Origin of the sequence: Bradyrhizobium sp. LCT2 (assembly GCF_009931255.1) — a bacterium.
GTDB classification, from domain to species: Bacteria; Pseudomonadota; Alphaproteobacteria; order Rhizobiales; family Xanthobacteraceae; genus Bradyrhizobium; species Bradyrhizobium diazoefficiens.
The window spans coordinates 8,835,001-8,850,103 of sequence record NZ_CP034432.1 but is presented as its reverse complement, the minus strand read 5'-3'; the positions used below and the strand labels follow the sequence as shown (position 1 = coordinate 8,850,103).

The 15,103-nt window shown below is 62.2% G+C and carries 8 protein-coding genes, 2 tRNA genes and 2 rRNA genes (1 of these 12 cut by a window edge); 7 read left to right on the top strand and 5 right to left on the bottom strand.

Annotation, left to right across the window (positions count from 1 at the left end; all coding sequences use genetic code 11):
* Position 1: 1 nt before the first annotated feature.
* Entirely contained in the window at positions 2-664 is a 663-nt protein-coding gene (gene metW / locus EI171_RS41775; protein WP_028173533.1) for a methionine biosynthesis protein MetW, read from the top strand.
* A gap of 56 nt (positions 665-720) precedes the next feature.
* On the opposite strand, the gene EI171_RS41770 is transcribed toward metW, so the two are convergent.
* Positions 721-1,584: an alpha/beta fold hydrolase gene (locus tag EI171_RS41770; protein WP_028173532.1), complete on the bottom strand. Its 864-nt coding sequence runs from the start codon at positions 1,582-1,584 to the stop codon at positions 721-723.
* Between the two features lie 215 nt (positions 1,585-1,799).
* Here EI171_RS41770 and EI171_RS41765 point away from each other — a divergent pair, with 215 nt between their 5' ends.
* Positions 1,800-2,585, top strand: coding sequence for a TIGR02594 family protein (locus tag EI171_RS41765; RefSeq protein WP_161536642.1), 786 nt, complete (start codon positions 1,800-1,802; stop codon positions 2,583-2,585).
* Positions 2,586-2,692: 107 nt separating this feature from the next.
* Here EI171_RS41765 and EI171_RS41760 read toward each other — a convergent pair whose 3' ends face one another.
* On the bottom strand, positions 2,693-3,481 hold the full coding sequence (locus EI171_RS41760; protein WP_161536641.1) for an MOSC domain-containing protein: 789 nt from the start codon (positions 3,479-3,481) through the stop codon (positions 2,693-2,695).
* Positions 3,482-3,720: 239 nt separating this feature from the next.
* Here EI171_RS41760 and clpB point away from each other — a divergent pair, with 239 nt between their 5' ends.
* Entirely contained in the window at positions 3,721-6,360 is a 2,640-nt protein-coding gene (gene clpB, locus EI171_RS41755; protein ID WP_011084221.1) for an ATP-dependent chaperone ClpB, read from the top strand.
* A 75-nt stretch (positions 6,361-6,435) separates the two neighbouring features.
* Here the strand turns inward: clpB and EI171_RS41750 are convergent, their stop codons facing one another.
* The 3 genes from EI171_RS41750 to EI171_RS41740 all read right to left on the bottom strand — a co-directional run bounded on the left by EI171_RS41750 (position 6,436) and on the right by EI171_RS41740 (position 10,632).
* Positions 6,436-6,702 carry a hypothetical protein gene (locus EI171_RS41750; protein WP_011084222.1) on the bottom strand — a complete coding sequence of 89 codons (267 nt, stop codon included), beginning with the start codon at positions 6,700-6,702 and terminating at the stop codon, positions 6,436-6,438.
* 89 nt (positions 6,703-6,791) lie between these two features.
* Positions 6,792-8,423 (bottom strand): SMP-30/gluconolactonase/LRE family protein, encoded by a 1,632-nt coding sequence (locus tag EI171_RS41745; protein WP_161536640.1) that lies wholly within the window; start codon positions 8,421-8,423, stop codon positions 6,792-6,794.
* A gap of 154 nt (positions 8,424-8,577) precedes the next feature.
* Positions 8,578-10,632, bottom strand: a complete 2,055-nt coding sequence (locus EI171_RS41740) for a M23 family metallopeptidase (protein WP_038965357.1) — start codon at positions 10,630-10,632, stop codon at positions 8,578-8,580.
* A gap of 1,001 nt (positions 10,633-11,633) precedes the next feature.
* Between EI171_RS41740 and EI171_RS41735 the strand changes: the two genes are divergently transcribed.
* The 4 genes from EI171_RS41735 to EI171_RS41720 form a co-directional block, all read left to right on the top strand.
* Positions 11,634-13,122, top strand: a 16S ribosomal RNA gene (locus EI171_RS41735).
* 226 nt (positions 13,123-13,348) lie between these two features.
* Positions 13,349-13,425, top strand: a tRNA-Ile gene (locus EI171_RS41730).
* Positions 13,426-13,458: 33 nt separating this feature from the next.
* Positions 13,459-13,534, top strand: a tRNA-Ala gene (locus EI171_RS41725).
* A gap of 396 nt (positions 13,535-13,930) precedes the next feature.
* Positions 13,931-15,103: ribosomal RNA gene (locus EI171_RS41720) — 23S ribosomal RNA — on the top strand; it runs 1,701 nt beyond the window's last position.
* Together the 16S and 23S rRNA genes with 2 tRNA genes alongside form the textbook arrangement of a ribosomal RNA operon.

Here is a 15,103-nt window from a genome sequence, read left to right as displayed (position 1 = left end):
GATGTCAGTGCAGGAAGTGCTGCCGCTGGGCGGCCTTAGCGCGGAACAGTCCGGTCATTTTCGCGCCGACCATCTGCTCGTCGCCGAGATGGTCAAGCCGGGCTCCAAGGTGCTCGATGTCGGCTGCGGCGACGGTGATCTGCTCCAGCTTCTGGAGACCCGCGGCATCGACGGCCGCGGCATCGAATTGTCGCGCGAGGGCGTCAACCGCTGCGTCGCCAAGGGCCTCGCGGTGGTGCAGGGCGACGCCGATACCGACCTCGTGAACTATCCCGATGATGCCTTCGACTACGTGATCCTGTCGCAGACGCTCCAGGCGACGCGGCAGCCGCGTGTGGTGCTGGAAAATCTCCTGCGCATCGGCCGCCGCGCCATCGTCTCGTTCCCGAACTTCGGCTTCTGGAAGATGCGGCTCCAGCTCCTGATCGGCGGCCACATGCCGCGCACCGAGAACCTGCCCGCGACCTGGTACGACACCGCCAACATCCACTTCTGCACCATCAAGGATTTCGTCGAGCTCTGCGACGAGATCAACGTCAAGATGGAACGCTCGGTGGCGCTCGATCTCTATGGCCGCCCGGTGCCGCTGAACCTGCCCTGGTGGGTGTGGAATATGTTCGGCGAGCAGGGCGTGTTTCTGCTCACGCGCGGGCAGGGGAAGTGACGCCGTAGGCGTCATTCCGGGTTCGCTCTTCGAGCGCCCCGGAATGACAGGGTAAACTATTGCGCCGCCACCGACCTCGGATCGCGCGCCGGCCATCGACCTGCTTCCACCAGCGTGACGAACCGCTCCACGGTCTCGTTGAACAGCGCGGGCTCCTCGAGGTTGAGCACGTGCCCCGACTTCGGAAACATCGCGAGGCCCGCGGCCGGAAGATGCTTCTTCAGGAACAGGCTCGGCCCGACGCAAGGGTCATCCTCGTCGCCACAGATGATCAGCGCCGGCGTCGCGACGCCCCTGATCGCGTCCGTCATGGTGTAGATCGAGGGACGGCCGCCCTGGAAGCCGCGCATCGTGCGCGCCGATCCCCTGGCATCGTGCCGCGCCAGCGCGGCGTAGAAATCGGCGTGGCCGCGTGGGTCCTTGACCAGGAAGGGAATCCGGCTCGGCGCCTCGCGCGTGACTTTCGCCACCTCCGTGGAGCCGAGCGTCTCGAATTGCTCGGCATTGGCGCGGCATTGCCTGCGCCAGGCGTCGAGATTCTCGATCTCCGAACCGGAGCCGACGCCGGCGAGCGTCATCGACAGCGCCCGCTGCGGCGCGTTCAGTCCGATTTGAAGCGACGAATAAGCGCCCATCGAGAGCCCGACGAGATGCGCGCGGTCGATCCTGAGATGATCGAGCACCGCGAGCGCGTCGGTGTAGAAATGCGTGTAGGTGTAGACCTCGCCCTCAGGCACGTCCGACGGCGTGTAGCCGCGCGCCGAATAGGTGATGCAGCGGTGGCCGCGCGAGAAGTAGCGCATCTGCGGCTCCCAATTGGTGTAGTCGGCCGCGAATTCGTGCAGGAAAATAATCGGCGTTCCCTGGCCCGCTTCCTCGAAATAGATGCGGACGTCGTCCCTGGTCGTGGCGTGGGGCATTAACCGTTTCCCTCTCTTCTAGCCGCATGTGAAGGATCGCAGTTAATGCTGTTGTCCGCAATGCGGCAGCGTCAGGCCGGCACCGACACAAAATCAACCCAGCTATTCACCGGCACGGTGTCTTTTTCTCGCCACATGGGGCGGCTTAACGGCCCGAGGGATGTCGGCCGCGCACGGGCCGGCTGGGAAGTGGGGGTGTCAACGAAGGATGACTAATGTTCGAGTTGTTTGCGTCTCGCCTGTCGCGTTGTGTTGTCGCGCTGGCGCTGTTCTTCGCGGCGGTCGCCGCGTTCTCGTCTCCGGCCTCGGCACGGCCGCATCGTCATAGCGCAGAGCGGCACGCTTACGCGCATCACGCCAGCAGATATCATCATTACCGGCACCAGGCCCGCAGCTCGCGCTTCGAGCGCAGCGCGGCGCAGTTGCAGGCCAGCGGATTCATGGACACGCAGGCCAGCTACGATCCGAACGCCAATAGCGGCGGCATGGGTGACACGCGCTATCTGGGCGGCGGTGAAATGGGCATCGGTGGAAACGTGAGCCGCGCCGGCAAAGTGAGCCGCGCCCGTAACATGAGCCACGCTGTCAACAAGAGCAGCGCTGGCGACAATGGCAGCGCCGGCAACATGGGTATGAGCAGCGGCTTCGGCGGCGGATCGGGCCTCGTGTCCGAGGCGCGCCGTTATCTCGGCGGCAACCCGACCGGGCGTGGCAGCCTGTGGTGCGCGCGCTTCATGAACATGGTGCTTGAGAAGACCGGCCACCGGGGCACCGGCTCGGACATGGCGAATTCATTCGCGCGTTACGGCACGCGTGTCTCCGGCCCGCAGGTCGGTGCCATCGCGGTGATGTCGCGCGGCGGCCGGGGCGGCCACGTTGGCATCATCACCGGCGTCGACGCGCAGGGAAATCCGATCATGATCTCCGGCAACAACGGCAACCGCGTCCGCGAGGCGCCGGTCTCGCGCGGCCGCATCTATGCGTATGTGATGCCGAACTGAGGTGAGGGAGCGTAGGGTGGGCAAAGGCGCGTTAGCGCCGTGCCCACCATCTCGCTCCGCAGAGATAAAGTTGGTGGGCACGCTTCGCTTTGCCCACCCTACGAAGCTCACACCAGCTTCGGCTCTTCCACCGCGACCGCATCCCCCACGCCGATCTCGCCATCGGTGATCACCTCGGCATAGATGCCGCAGTCCATATGTCCGAGATGCCGCGAAAGCGTCGGCGGAATCTCGAGGTCGCGCTTTGCCGTCACCGGGTCCACGTTGGTGGCCGGGCAACGGACGATGCGCTTGACCACTTGCAACCGGGCCTGACCGATCGCGAGCGTCTGGCCGACGAGGTCGAGTTCGGACCAGGCCGGCCAGCCCTTCACGTAGAGATTGGCGCGGAAGCGCAGGGGATGCACGGCGGTGCCGCCGAGCATGGCCTCGATCGCGCGGACGCTGTCCAGATTGATGATGGAGACGACCTTGCGGGCGACGTCGGAAAAGCTGTGGTCGCGGCCGGACAGGACTTTTGGCGGGCCCTTCAGCTCCGGCTGAAAGTTTTCGCTGAAGTAGCGCTCGATGGCGGCGCGCCCGGCGGCGGTCTCCAGATCGCCGCCGGCGACGATCTGGCCGTCCTTGCGGATGGTCAGGCGGTTGGTCGCGTCCTCGAACCGGCTGTCGAGCGAAGCCAGCCGCTCATTGCGCGCCAGCATCAGAAACTGGATTTTCGGCTTCCAGGCCGGCGCCTCGGGATCGAACCCGCTCGGGCCGTTCTCGATGGCGTAGCGGCGGTCGGCGGGCAGGGTCTGGCCGACCCGCAAGGCAACGCGGGGCAGGGGTTCCGGGGTGAGGCCCTTGATGGGATAGCGGTAGAGGCCGGTAATCTCGGCGGTCTGGCTGGCTGTCATGGCGCTACTTAGGGGATTCGGCCACGCCGCGCCAAGCGGGCCGATGCGCGCACGAAATTGTGAAGACGCCTCTTTCGCTCCCGCAGCCCGCTTCCCACATCTGCCTCAGGCCGGCGGCAGCGTCGGTAAATAACGACCGTTACCGGTTGAGAAACGTCAATGCGGTAATCGGAAACCCAATGAAGATGCCGTTTGGAGTGCCTTAGAGGGCTCCATGGGCAGGCCGAGGGAAAGAAAAGATGAACATCGAGAAGTATACCGAACGCTCCAGGGGCTTCATCCAGTCCGCGCAGTCGCTTGCGGTGCGCGAGGGGCACCAGCAGTTTTCGACCCTGCACGTTCTGAAAGTGCTGCTGGACGACAATGAGGGGCTCGCTGCCGGTCTGATCGACCGTGCCGGCGGCAATTCCCGCGCAATTTTGAAGGCGACCGAGGACGCCCTGAACAAGGTGCCGAAGGTCTCCGGCGGCGGCGCCGGGCAGATCTATCTGGCGCCAGAGCTCGCGCGCACCTTCGATGCCGCCGAAAAGGCCGGCGAGAAGGCCGGCGACAGTTTTGTCACCGTCGAGCGGCTGCTGCTCGGCCTCACGCTGGAGAAGACCAGCGAGGCCGGCACGATCCTCAGCAAGGGTGGTGTCACCCCGCAAAACCTCAACGCGGCGATCGAGGCCCTGCGCAAGGGCCGCACTGCCGACTCGGCGACCGCCGAGAACGCCTATGACGCGCTGAAGAAATATGCCCGCGACCTGACCCAGGCCGCGCGCGACGGCAAGCTCGACCCGGTCATCGGCCGCGACGAGGAGATCCGCCGCACCATCCAGGTGCTCTCGCGCCGGACCAAGAACAATCCCGTCCTGATCGGTGAGCCCGGCGTCGGCAAGACCGCCATCGCCGAGGGCCTCGCGCTGCGCATCGTCAACGGTGACGTGCCGGAGAGCCTGAAGGACAAGAAGCTGCTCTCGCTCGACTTGGGCGCACTGATCGCCGGCGCGAAATACCGCGGCGAGTTCGAGGAGCGGCTGAAGGCCGTGCTCCAGGAAGTGACCGGGAGCGAGGGCACCTTCATCCTGTTCATCGACGAGATGCACACGCTGATCGGGGCCGGCAAGGGCGACGGCGCGATGGACGCATCGAACCTGCTGAAGCCGGCGCTCGCCCGCGGCGAGCTGCACTGCATCGGCGCGACCACGCTCGACGAGTACCAGAAGCATGTCGAGAAGGATGCGGCGTTGGCGCGGCGCTTCCAGCCGATCTTCGTCAGCGAGCCCTCGGTCGAGGACACCATCTCGATCCTGCGCGGACTGAAGGACAAGTACGAGCAGCACCATGGCGTGCGGATCACCGATTCCGCGCTTGTTGCCTCCGCGACATTGTCCAACCGCTACATCACCGACCGCTTCCTGCCGGACAAGGCGATCGACCTCATGGACGAGGCCGCCGCGCGCCTGAAGATGCAGGTCGATTCGAAGCCGGAGGAGCTCGATTCGATGGATCGGGAAATCATCCGGCTGAAGATCGAACAGGAAGCATTGAAGAAGGAGAGCGACGCCGGTTCGAAGAGCCGCCTGCAGACGCTTGAAAAGGAACTCGTCGAGCTCGAGGAAAAATCCGCGTCGTTGACGGCGCGCTGGAGCGCGGAGAAGAACAAGCTCTCCGATGCGCAGAAGCTCAAGGCCGAGCTCGACGGCTTGCGTGTCGAGCTCGCCAATGCCCAGCGCCGCGGCGAATTCCAGAAGGCCGGCGAGCTGGCCTATGGCCGGATCCCCGAGCTCGAACGGCAGCTCGCGGACATCGAGGCCAAGGAGAACTCCGGCGAGATGATGGAGGAGGCGGTCACCGCCAATCACATCGCGCAGGTGGTCTCGCGCTGGACCGGCGTGCCCGTCGACAAGATGCTGGAGGGCGAGAAGGACAAGCTTCTGAAGATGGAGGACTCCCTCGGCAAGCGCGTCGTCGGCCAGGCCGAAGCCGTCCATGCGGTCGCAACCGCCGTGCGCCGCTCCCGCGCCGGCCTCCAGGACCCGAACCGGCCGATGGGCTCGTTCATGTTCTTGGGCCCCACCGGCGTCGGCAAGACCGAGCTGACCAAGGCCCTGGCGGAGTACCTGTTCAACGACGAGACCGCGATGGTCCGCCTCGACATGTCCGAGTACATGGAGAAGCATTCGGTCTCGCGGCTGATCGGCGCGCCTCCGGGCTATGTCGGCTATGACGAGGGCGGCGCGCTCACCGAAGCGGTGCGGCGCCGGCCCTACCAGGTCGTGCTGTTCGACGAGATCGAGAAGGCGCATCCTGACGTCTTCAACGTCCTGTTGCAGGTGCTCGACGACGGCCGCCTGACCGATGGCCAGGGCCGCACCGTCGATTTCCGCAACACGCTGATCATCATGACCTCGAACCTCGGTTCGGAGTTCTTGGTGAATCAACCCGAGGGCGAAGACACGTCGGCCGTGCGCGAGCAGGTGATGGGAATGGTGCGGGGACATTTCCGCCCCGAATTCCTCAACCGTGTCGACGAGATCATCCTGTTCCATCGCTTGCAGAGGAGCGAGATGGGCCGGATCGTCGAGATCCAGTTCGCCCGGCTGCAGAAGCTGCTGACCGATCGCAAGATCGTGCTGACGCTCGACGGCGCGGCCCGCGACTGGCTCGCCGCCAAGGGCTGGGATCCCGCCTACGGCGCACGGCCGCTCAAGCGGGTGATCCAGCGCTACCTCCAGGACCCGCTCGCCGAGATGATCCTGGCCGGCGACGTCAAGGACGGCGACAACGTCGCGATCTCGTCCGAAGGCAACGTGCTGACCTTCAACGGCAAGGCCCCGCAAACCGCGGAGATCGCCCAGTTCGAGGCGCCGGCGTCGAAGCGGAAGCTGAACTGAGCGTCATCGCTGCCTGAAACGACAGATCGCCCCGGAGAGGTTCACTTCTCCGGGGCGAATTGTTTTGGGCTGATCCTAGCCGACGGCGGACGCGGAGCCGGGCTCGGCCGGTCCAGCCTCGTCGTCTTCTTCTTCAAGCTCGGACAGGATATCGACCAGCTCGCGCACCCGTCCCTGCGCCAGCGGTCGCAAATCGTTGATCAACGGCTCGTCATTGGCGAGCCAGGCCTGGGCTTCGGCGAGCTCCTCGACGGTCGCGCCGGTCCCGATAATCTGGGCAATGGTGACCTCGTCGGCCCGATCCACGGCCTTGACGACATCGTCGCGTGAGAGGCGCGTCATGGGGCGATCCTCCTGCTGGTCGGTCCCGTTAGCCTCTAACCGGGAACCCGCGCGCCGGTTCCCCCGCAGCCGGATTCCGCTGGCAGACGCTACTTCTTCACCGCCTTGTAGATCGCATTCTCGATGTCGGAGGAAAAATAGATGACGCCGGTGGCGCCGATGGCGACGCCGGTCGGGATGTGGGTCGGCAGGCCGCCGGGTGCGCCCGCAAGGCCGATCGGGAGATCGGCCGCGATCTCGGTGATCTTGCCGTCCTCCGGCGTGATCTCGATCAGCCGCCTGGCGCCGACTTCCGCCACGATCAGCTTGCCGTCGCTGGTACGTGCGAGGCCCTCGGGCATCTTCAACTCCTTTACGAGCACGGTCTTCTCGCCGTTTTGCTCGATCTTGGACACGACACCCGCGAAGGCTTCGGTGACATAGACCTCGCCACGCGATCCGGCGACGAGCCCCACCGGACCCTCGAGGTCGCCGATCAGCGTGGTGCGGTCCTTGCCGTGCTCGCCGCTGACGCGGACCAGCGATTTGGTGCCGAGCTCGGCCACCAGGATGCTGCCGTCCTCGAGCACGATCGCATCATGCGGCGCCTTGAAGTCATGCAGCATGTCGCGCGTCGCGCCGGTCTTGTTGTCGATCACCTGCACCGTGCCGGTGAACCAGCTCGACAGGATCACGTCGTTGCCCTTTGCCGTCGCGCTCATCGGATATTCGAGCGTGACGCCGGCGGCATGCATGCGCGCCTTCTCGGTGACCTCGCCGGTCGTACCGTCCACGGTGCGATAGGCGAACACGTCGGCGACGTGGATCGTATCCTTGCCATTCTCCGAGGTGACGCCGATGCCGCCGGGCAACGCGAGCTTGCCGATGATGATTTGCTTGGCCTGGCCGCTGGCCGGATCGACTTCCTGGATGCCGTTGTCGGCCATGTTGGAGACGTAGATGCGGTCCTTCTCGTCGATCGCGAGGTTGTCCAGCGACGGCTTCAGCTGCGCGACCATGGTCTTGGCGCCCGACTTGGGATCGACTCGAACGAGCTGGCCGAGCGCGGTGTCGACCACCCACAGATTGCCCTTGGAATCGAAATTCACCGCGGCCGGGACCTTGAAGCCGTCGGCAACCACCGTCAGCTCGGCCTTGTCGACGTCGACCTTGGCGACCTGTCCCTTGAACCAGAGCGGGCCGTAGAGCTTGTCGTCGGGACCGAACTCGAAGCCGTTGAGGCCGCCCATCTTCTCCATGATCTGACGCGGCGGTTTGACGCCTTCGACGTCGATCTCGTAGAGCGTGTCGCCGAGGAAGACCGTCGTGGCGTAGAGCCTGCCGTCCTTGCGGAAGGCCAGCGAATTGATGCCGGGAAGGCCGGAGGCGAGCTTCTTGATCGGGCCGTCGCCCTTGCGCGAATAGAGATCGCCGGCCAGGAAGCCGGTCCAGGCCATGGTGCCGTCGGGCGCGAATGCGATGTCGTCGGCCATTCCGATCGGAGCCGGGATTGCAACCTTGGCGGTACCGCCGGCGATGTCCACTTCGTAGAGCATGGCGCCGGCGACGCTGCCGACAAACAGATGGCCGGCCTTGTCGATCCCGAGCCCATGCACGCCATGGAACGCCGAGCCGGGGACGAGTTTCGTGACCTCCCAAATCTCCGGTAATTTCTGGGCTGACGCGCTCGTGGTGCAGAAAATCGCAGCAATGACGGCTGTGCAGGCAAGCCTGTTCTTCATGGCGTGACCTCCCATTTTTGGAAAGTATTCGCCCGTCATCCGGCTTTGGCAAACGAAACTTGACGTTGTGTCGGCGTAAGGCGGCGTCGCTTCGAAAGCGTCCCATTCAACCGTGTTGGTGAAGATGTCCGGTCGATGTCGGCCGGTTGCCGGCCTACCGGTTGGTGACCTGCAACGGTCCGCCGGTCGCATCCGAGATACGGGCGATGGCGCCGCCCCGGCCGCTCATCATGCCGTCGAGCCGGTCGCGCTCCTTCTCGAAGCCGGCCAGCATCGGGCCTTCCAGCGATCGGCCGCGCGGCAGTTTCACGCGCAGCGGATCGACGAAGCGGCCGTTCACGAGGATTTCGTAGTGCACGTGCGGGCCGGTCGACGCGCCGGTCGAGCCGACGAAGCCGATGACCTGGCCCTGGCGGACCTTCTTGCCGGCTTCCATGCCCTTGGCGAAGGCCGACATGTGGCCATAGGCCGTCTCGTACCCGTTGTTGTGCTTGATGCGGATGTATTTGCCGTATCCGCCCTCAGTGCCGGCCTTCTCGATCACGCCGTTGCCGGAGGCGAAGATCGGCGTGCCGTAGGCGGTGGCCCAGTCGACGCCGGTGTGCATCTTCACATAGCCGAGGATCGGATGGCGGCGGCCGCCGAAGCCGGAGCGCATGATGGCGTTGTTGACGGGCTTCCTGACCAGGAACTTCTTCGCGCTCTTGCCGCTCTCGTCGTAGTAGTCGACGACGCCGTCGTCGGGACTCTGGTAGCGGTAGTATTTCTTGGTCTCGCCGCCGACCGTGAGGGAAGCGAACAGAACGTCGTTCTTTTCGTTCGACGTCACGCCCTCGTCTTCGCCGGCGTAGAACACGTCGAAGGAATCGCCAGGCTGCACCTTGCGCTGGAAATCGACGTCGTAGGAGTAGATCTTGATCATGTCGTCGATGACCGGCATCGGCACTTTGTTGCGCATCGCGGTCTCGTAGATGCTTTGGTAGAGCCGCACGCCGGTGCCGTCATCGTCGTCATCGTCGTCGCTGTTGGCGTTGGCCGTGGCATCAGCGACGGTGTTCATGCTGGAGACGTCGACCGCGACGTATTTGCCGAGGTCGGACAGCGCCGCGATCGCCTCGACCATGGTGTCGTTTGCAACCACGACGCGATAGGGCTGGAGCCGGGCACCGGGGCTTGCGGGCGCCATCAGGATGCGGAGCTTCTCGCCTTCCTTCAGGCCGCCGTCGCGGCCGCGCGGGCCGAGCGTCGCGGCGATCGCCTTGATCTCGTCCGCCGTGGCGCCGAGATCGCGCAGGACGGAGGCGACGCTGTCGCCCTTCTTGACCAGATGGACGCGCTCGCCGTTGGGATTGCCGCCGGTGATCTGCTCCTTGGTCTTCGGCAGCAGCGTGACGTTTTCCGGCACCACGCGCGTCTCGAAGCCGGCATAGGGATCCGACGGCGACACTTCGGTGGCGTAGGCCATCTTCATGTCGGACGCGCCGGAAACGTCGGCGGTGGCATTGGCGAGCGAGGCGTAGCGCACCCCGCCATTGCCGCGCCAGTTGGCGGCATCGCGGACCCGCATCAGGATGTCGTCGAGCGCCACCACCGCGGAAATCTTGGCCTTCGGCAGCACCGGCGACAGGTCCTTGGTGACGAAGGAGACCTCGGCGTCGGGTTCGACCGCTTCGGGGTTGTTGGGATCGTCGGCGGCGGTCTTCGGATCGGAGCCGACGTCGGTGAGAAGGCGCTGGGCGTTGAACGGCGGAATTTTTGCCGACAGGTCGCTCGTCGTCATCGACAGATTGCCGGCGATCCGGACGAAGGGACGCACCCGCATCACGTCGCGATTGCCGACGCGGGCCACCGTGGAGACGCGCACGATGTTGCGCGATGCGGTGGATTCGTTCGGTGGCGGCAGGCGGTCGCTCTTGTGCAGCGTGGCGGCGCGATCAGCTGCGCCAAACGCGCCACGCAGCGCGCCTTCGACCCGCTCCGGCACCTTGGCGAAGGTCATCTCGCCGTCGAGCGAAGCGAAAACGGCGCCGCCGATCAGGGCTGCGCCGCAAAGTCCGGTCAGAATTGTCCCGCTGAACCATTGGACCGAAACACGACGGCGGTCGATGACGGCGGCTTCGGAACCATCGACGGAAAGCGGCGGCTCGTGGCCGAGATCGATGATCCCGGTCTCACGCCCGTAAGCGCCGCGTGACGTCCTGTGGTTCAACCCAAGTCCCCCAATCAACGACCCAAGAGGCCCATACCAGCCCGGTTTCGAGCCCCTCCCTGGTCGCCCTCTTGGAGGGGCATCGCAGGAAACGGCAAGCCGCACAGGCGCTCGCGGTCAGAAGGCCCTGATGACGGGCCGGCCGAAATTACGAACAGCTAAGCGGAAAAAGATCTCTCGATGTCTCTCGAATGTCTGAAGAAGGCCGCTTCATCGTATGATCGCCTTCCTCTGACCCCACGCAAACCGCCGGCAGCCCCCACTGGCATCCCCGCGATTCAAGCTTGTCTCTTATCAGAACGCCGCGGGATTGTGGCTCTAGTACGGCGCCTAATATGGAAAAAGTTTCCTGAAGGGGCGACCGGCCGAGCCCGTCCGGGGAGGGCGCCCGAAGCCGCTTCCGGAGCCCTTCCGGAGCTCCCTGGGGCGCAAACTTTTTTTGAGATTTTTTGCGGCGCGGCCGCGGTCGGCGCGCTCATGCCCTCTCTAATCGACTGGAATCACTGAATTTTTTTCAACAATCCACTGTGCGACGATTTGTTGACGATTGGCGTTGACAGCCCGGAAGGTGGGGCCTATAACCCCAACCACTGAGCGCGGCGCCGCCGGGTCACTGACCAAGGCGAGCGAACGCGCCACTGATGCTCCTCACCTTGTTGAGTGACACAACAGCCGACACCAGTCGGTTGGAGTTCATCCATCGTCGGTAAGGGTGTCGGAACCCTTCCTCTCAGGAAGGTTGGGGCCTCTCCGGTCCCGGGCTGTTTGACAAGTGAAGATGAAGAAAGAGAAACGTGGACGGCGGAGTCCTTGCGGGTCTCGGCTCTGAAAAGCTTCGGCTTTTCTGATCGAGACCGGACGAAAGACTTCGGCGGTACACGTTTTAAAGGAAACACCATCGTTGCCAGCGATGTGAATCGCAGGCAGCTCGTCGATTTCGGTCGATGAAAAATGGTGGGACCTCGTCAAACGTTGTGATCAGCCGGTTCAAAGTTCAAGTCCAACTTGAGAGTTTGATCCTGGCTCAGAGCGAACGCTGGCGGCAGGCTTAACACATGCAAGTCGAGCGGGCGTAGCAATACGTCAGCGGCAGACGGGTGAGTAACGCGTGGGAACGTACCTTTTGGTTCGGAACAACACAGGGAAACTTGTGCTAATACCGGATAAGCCCTTACGGGGAAAGATTTATCGCCGAAAGATCGGCCCGCGTCTGATTAGCTAGTTGGTAGGGTAACGGCCTACCAAGGCGACGATCAGTAGCTGGTCTGAGAGGATGATCAGCCACATTGGGACTGAGACACGGCCCAAACTCCTACGGGAGGCAGCAGTGGGGAATATTGGACAATGGGGGCAACCCTGATCCAGCCATGCCGCGTGAGTGATGAAGGCCCTAGGGTTGTAAAGCTCTTTTGTGCGGGAAGATAATGACGGTACCGCAAGAATAAGCCCCGGCTAACTTCGTGCCAGCAGCCGCGGTAATACGAAGGGGGCTAGCGTTGCTCGGAATCACTGGGCGTAAAGGGTGCGTAGGCGGGTCTTTAAGTCAGGGGTGAAATCCTGGAGCTCAACTCCAGAACTGCCTTTGATACTGAAGATCTTGAGTTCGGGAGAGGTGAGTGGAACTGCGAGTGTAGAGGTGAAATTCGTAGATATTCGCAAGAACACCAGTGGCGAAGGCGGCTCACTGGCCCGATACTGACGCTGAGGCACGAAAGCGTGGGGAGCAAACAGGATTAGATACCCTGGTAGTCCACGCCGTAAACGATGAATGCCAGCCGTTAGTGGGTTTACTCACTAGTGGCGCAGCTAACGCTTTAAGCATTCCGCCTGGGGAGTACGGTCGCAAGATTAAAACTCAAAGGAATTGACGGGGGCCCGCACAAGCGGTGGAGCATGTGGTTTAATTCGACGCAACGCGCAGAACCTTACCAGCCCTTGACATGTCCAGGACCGGTCGCAGAGATGTGACCTTCTCTTCGGAGCCTGGAACACAGGTGCTGCATGGCTGTCGTCAGCTCGTGTCGTGAGATGTTGGGTTAAGTCCCGCAACGAGCGCAACCCCCGTCCTTAGTTGCTACCATTTAGTTGAGCACTCTAAGGAGACTGCCGGTGATAAGCCGCGAGGAAGGTGGGGATGACGTCAAGTCCTCATGGCCCTTACGGGCTGGGCTACACACGTGCTACAATGGCGGTGACAATGGGATGCTAAGGGGCGACCCTTCGCAAATCTCAAAAAGCCGTCTCAGTTCGGATTGGGCTCTGCAACTCGAGCCCATGAAGTTGGAATCGCTAGTAATCGTGGATCAGCACGCCACGGTGAATACGTTCCCGGGCCTTGTACACACCGCCCGTCACACCATGGGAGTTGGCTTTACCTGAAGACGGTGCGCTAACCAGCAATGGAGGCAGCCGGCCACGGTAGGGTCAGCGACTGGGGTGAAGTCGTAACAAGGTAGCCGTAGGGGAACCTGCGGCTGGATCACCTCCTTTCTAAGGATGATCCTTCAGCGAGCTTCGGCTCACTATCGGATCGTTTTAGAAACATCAGTGGCCAACAGTCGTCAGGATTGTTGAGCTGCATTGGCGGGATTTCGCCGTCTTCGTTTCTCTTTCTTCGCGGACGAACACGCGCCGGGGCTGCGCTGTGCGATTGCATTTGGCGCTAGTCGCCGGTTGCTGCACGCCAAGACCCTAGTCCTTGATAGGATAGCGTTAGGGGCTTGTAGCTCAGTTGGTTAGAGCGCGCGCTTGATAAGCGTGAGGTCGGAAGTTCAAGTCTTCCCAGGCCCACCACTTTCATCGAGTGAGCATTCGTCTTCTGGTTACGGGGCCATAGCTCAGCTGGGAGAGCGCGTGCTTTGCAAGCATGAGGTCGTCGGTTCGATCCCGTCTGGCTCCACCAGATGGTTTGATCATCGACTGATCGTGCACCTAAATCGTCCGCGAAACATCACTTCGCACTTGCTAGTCCGGATGGACAGCAGGCTGCGTGATTTCTGACATCGTAAAGAGGAGATCGATCCGAGTTGGATCGTGCAGAAGATTTCTGCGCGATACTTCATTATCTCCGGATCATTTCGGCGCTCACGCGTCCTTCAAGGTCAAACTTGAAAGACGGGCGAGTTGTAAATGATCCTTTTAGCGAAGCTTGACCGCCTCGCTATCGGAACGATCTTACGAAGCAAGCTGGTCTTTCTAATCATTGTCCGGCTGCAGATAGCGTTCATCGAGGGCGCGTGCCGCAAGGCAGTTCTGCAGACAACATTCTGCCGAGTGTGTGGACATTGATAATGAGAGCAATCAAGTGCCTTAAGGGTGTTCGGTGGATGCCTTGGCGCTGAGAGGCGATGAAGGACGTGCTACGCTGCGATAAGCCGTGGGGAGCTGCGAAGAAGCTTTGATCCGCGGATTTCCGAATGGGGAAACCCACCTTCGATAGCCGGAACTCCAAGACCTTTGTCGAAAGACATCGGTGTGGGGTTCGACCAGATAATGGAAGATGCCTAGGCCTTTAGATTTCGATCGAAGAGGTTTTGGATTTCCGGTTATCAAGAGAAGGTATGAGACTTCTGAATACATAGGAGGTTTCAAGCAAACCCAGGGAACTGAAACATCTAAGTACCTGGAGGAAAGGACATCAACAGAGACTCCGTTAGTAGTGGCGAGCGAACGCGGACCAGGCCAGTGATACATCAAAGACAATCGGAACCAGTCAGGAAAGCTGGGCCTCAGAGGGTGATAGCCCCGTACGAGTAATGCGATGATGTATCCACGAGTAAGGCGGGACACGTGCAATCCTGTCTGAACGCGGGGGGACCACCCTCCAAGCCTAAGTACTCCTCAGCGACCGATAGTGAACCAGTACCGTGAGGGAAAGGTGAAAAGCACCCCGACGAGGGGAGTGAAATAGACCTGAAACCGGACACCTACAAACAGATGGAGCCCAAGATTCGTTCTGGGTGACATCGTACCTTTTGTATTATGGGCCAGCGACTTAATTTAACGAGCAAGCTTAAGCCGATAGGCGAAGGCGTAGCGAAAGCGAGTCTGAATAGGGCGTCAAGTTCGTTGTATTAGACCCGAAACCTAGTGATCTAGCCATGAGCAGGTTGAAGGTGAGGTAACACTCACTGGAGGACCGAACGGGTGCCTGTTGAAAAAGGCTCCGATGACTTGTGGTTAGGGGTGAAAGGCCAATCAAACTGGGAAATAGCTGGTTCTCCGCGAAAGATATTTAGGTATCGCCTCGGATGAATACCTCAGGGGGTAGAGCACTGGATGGGCTAGGGGGACTTACCGTCTTACCAAACCCAACCAAACTCCGAATACCTGAGAGTACTATCCGGGAGTCACACGGCGGGTGCTAACGTCCGTCGTGGAGAGGGAAACAACCCGGACCTACAGCTAAGGCCCCTAATTCGTGGCTAAGTGGGAAAGGATGTGGAAATCCCAAAACAACCAGGAGGTTGGC

Bases quoted from the DNA above. Each gene is read 5' to 3' on its own strand.
- EI171_RS41765 (WP_161536642.1), top strand. From the start codon at position 1,800: ATGTTCGAGTTGTTTGCGTCTCGCCTGTCGCGTTGTGTTGTCGCGCTG.
- metW (WP_028173533.1), top strand. From the start codon at position 2: ATGTCAGTGCAGGAAGTGCTGCCGCTGGGCGGCCTTAGCGCGGAACAG.
- EI171_RS41770 (WP_028173532.1), bottom strand. From the start codon at position 1,584: ATGCCCCACGCCACGACCAGGGACGACGTCCGCATCTATTTCGAGGAA.
- clpB (WP_011084221.1), top strand. From the start codon at position 3,721: ATGAACATCGAGAAGTATACCGAACGCTCCAGGGGCTTCATCCAGTCC.
- EI171_RS41750 (WP_011084222.1), bottom strand. From the start codon at position 6,702: ATGACGCGCCTCTCACGCGACGATGTCGTCAAGGCCGTGGATCGGGCC.
- EI171_RS41760 (WP_161536641.1), bottom strand. From the start codon at position 3,481: ATGACAGCCAGCCAGACCGCCGAGATTACCGGCCTCTACCGCTATCCC.
- EI171_RS41745 (WP_161536640.1), bottom strand. From the start codon at position 8,423: ATGAAGAACAGGCTTGCCTGCACAGCCGTCATTGCTGCGATTTTCTGC.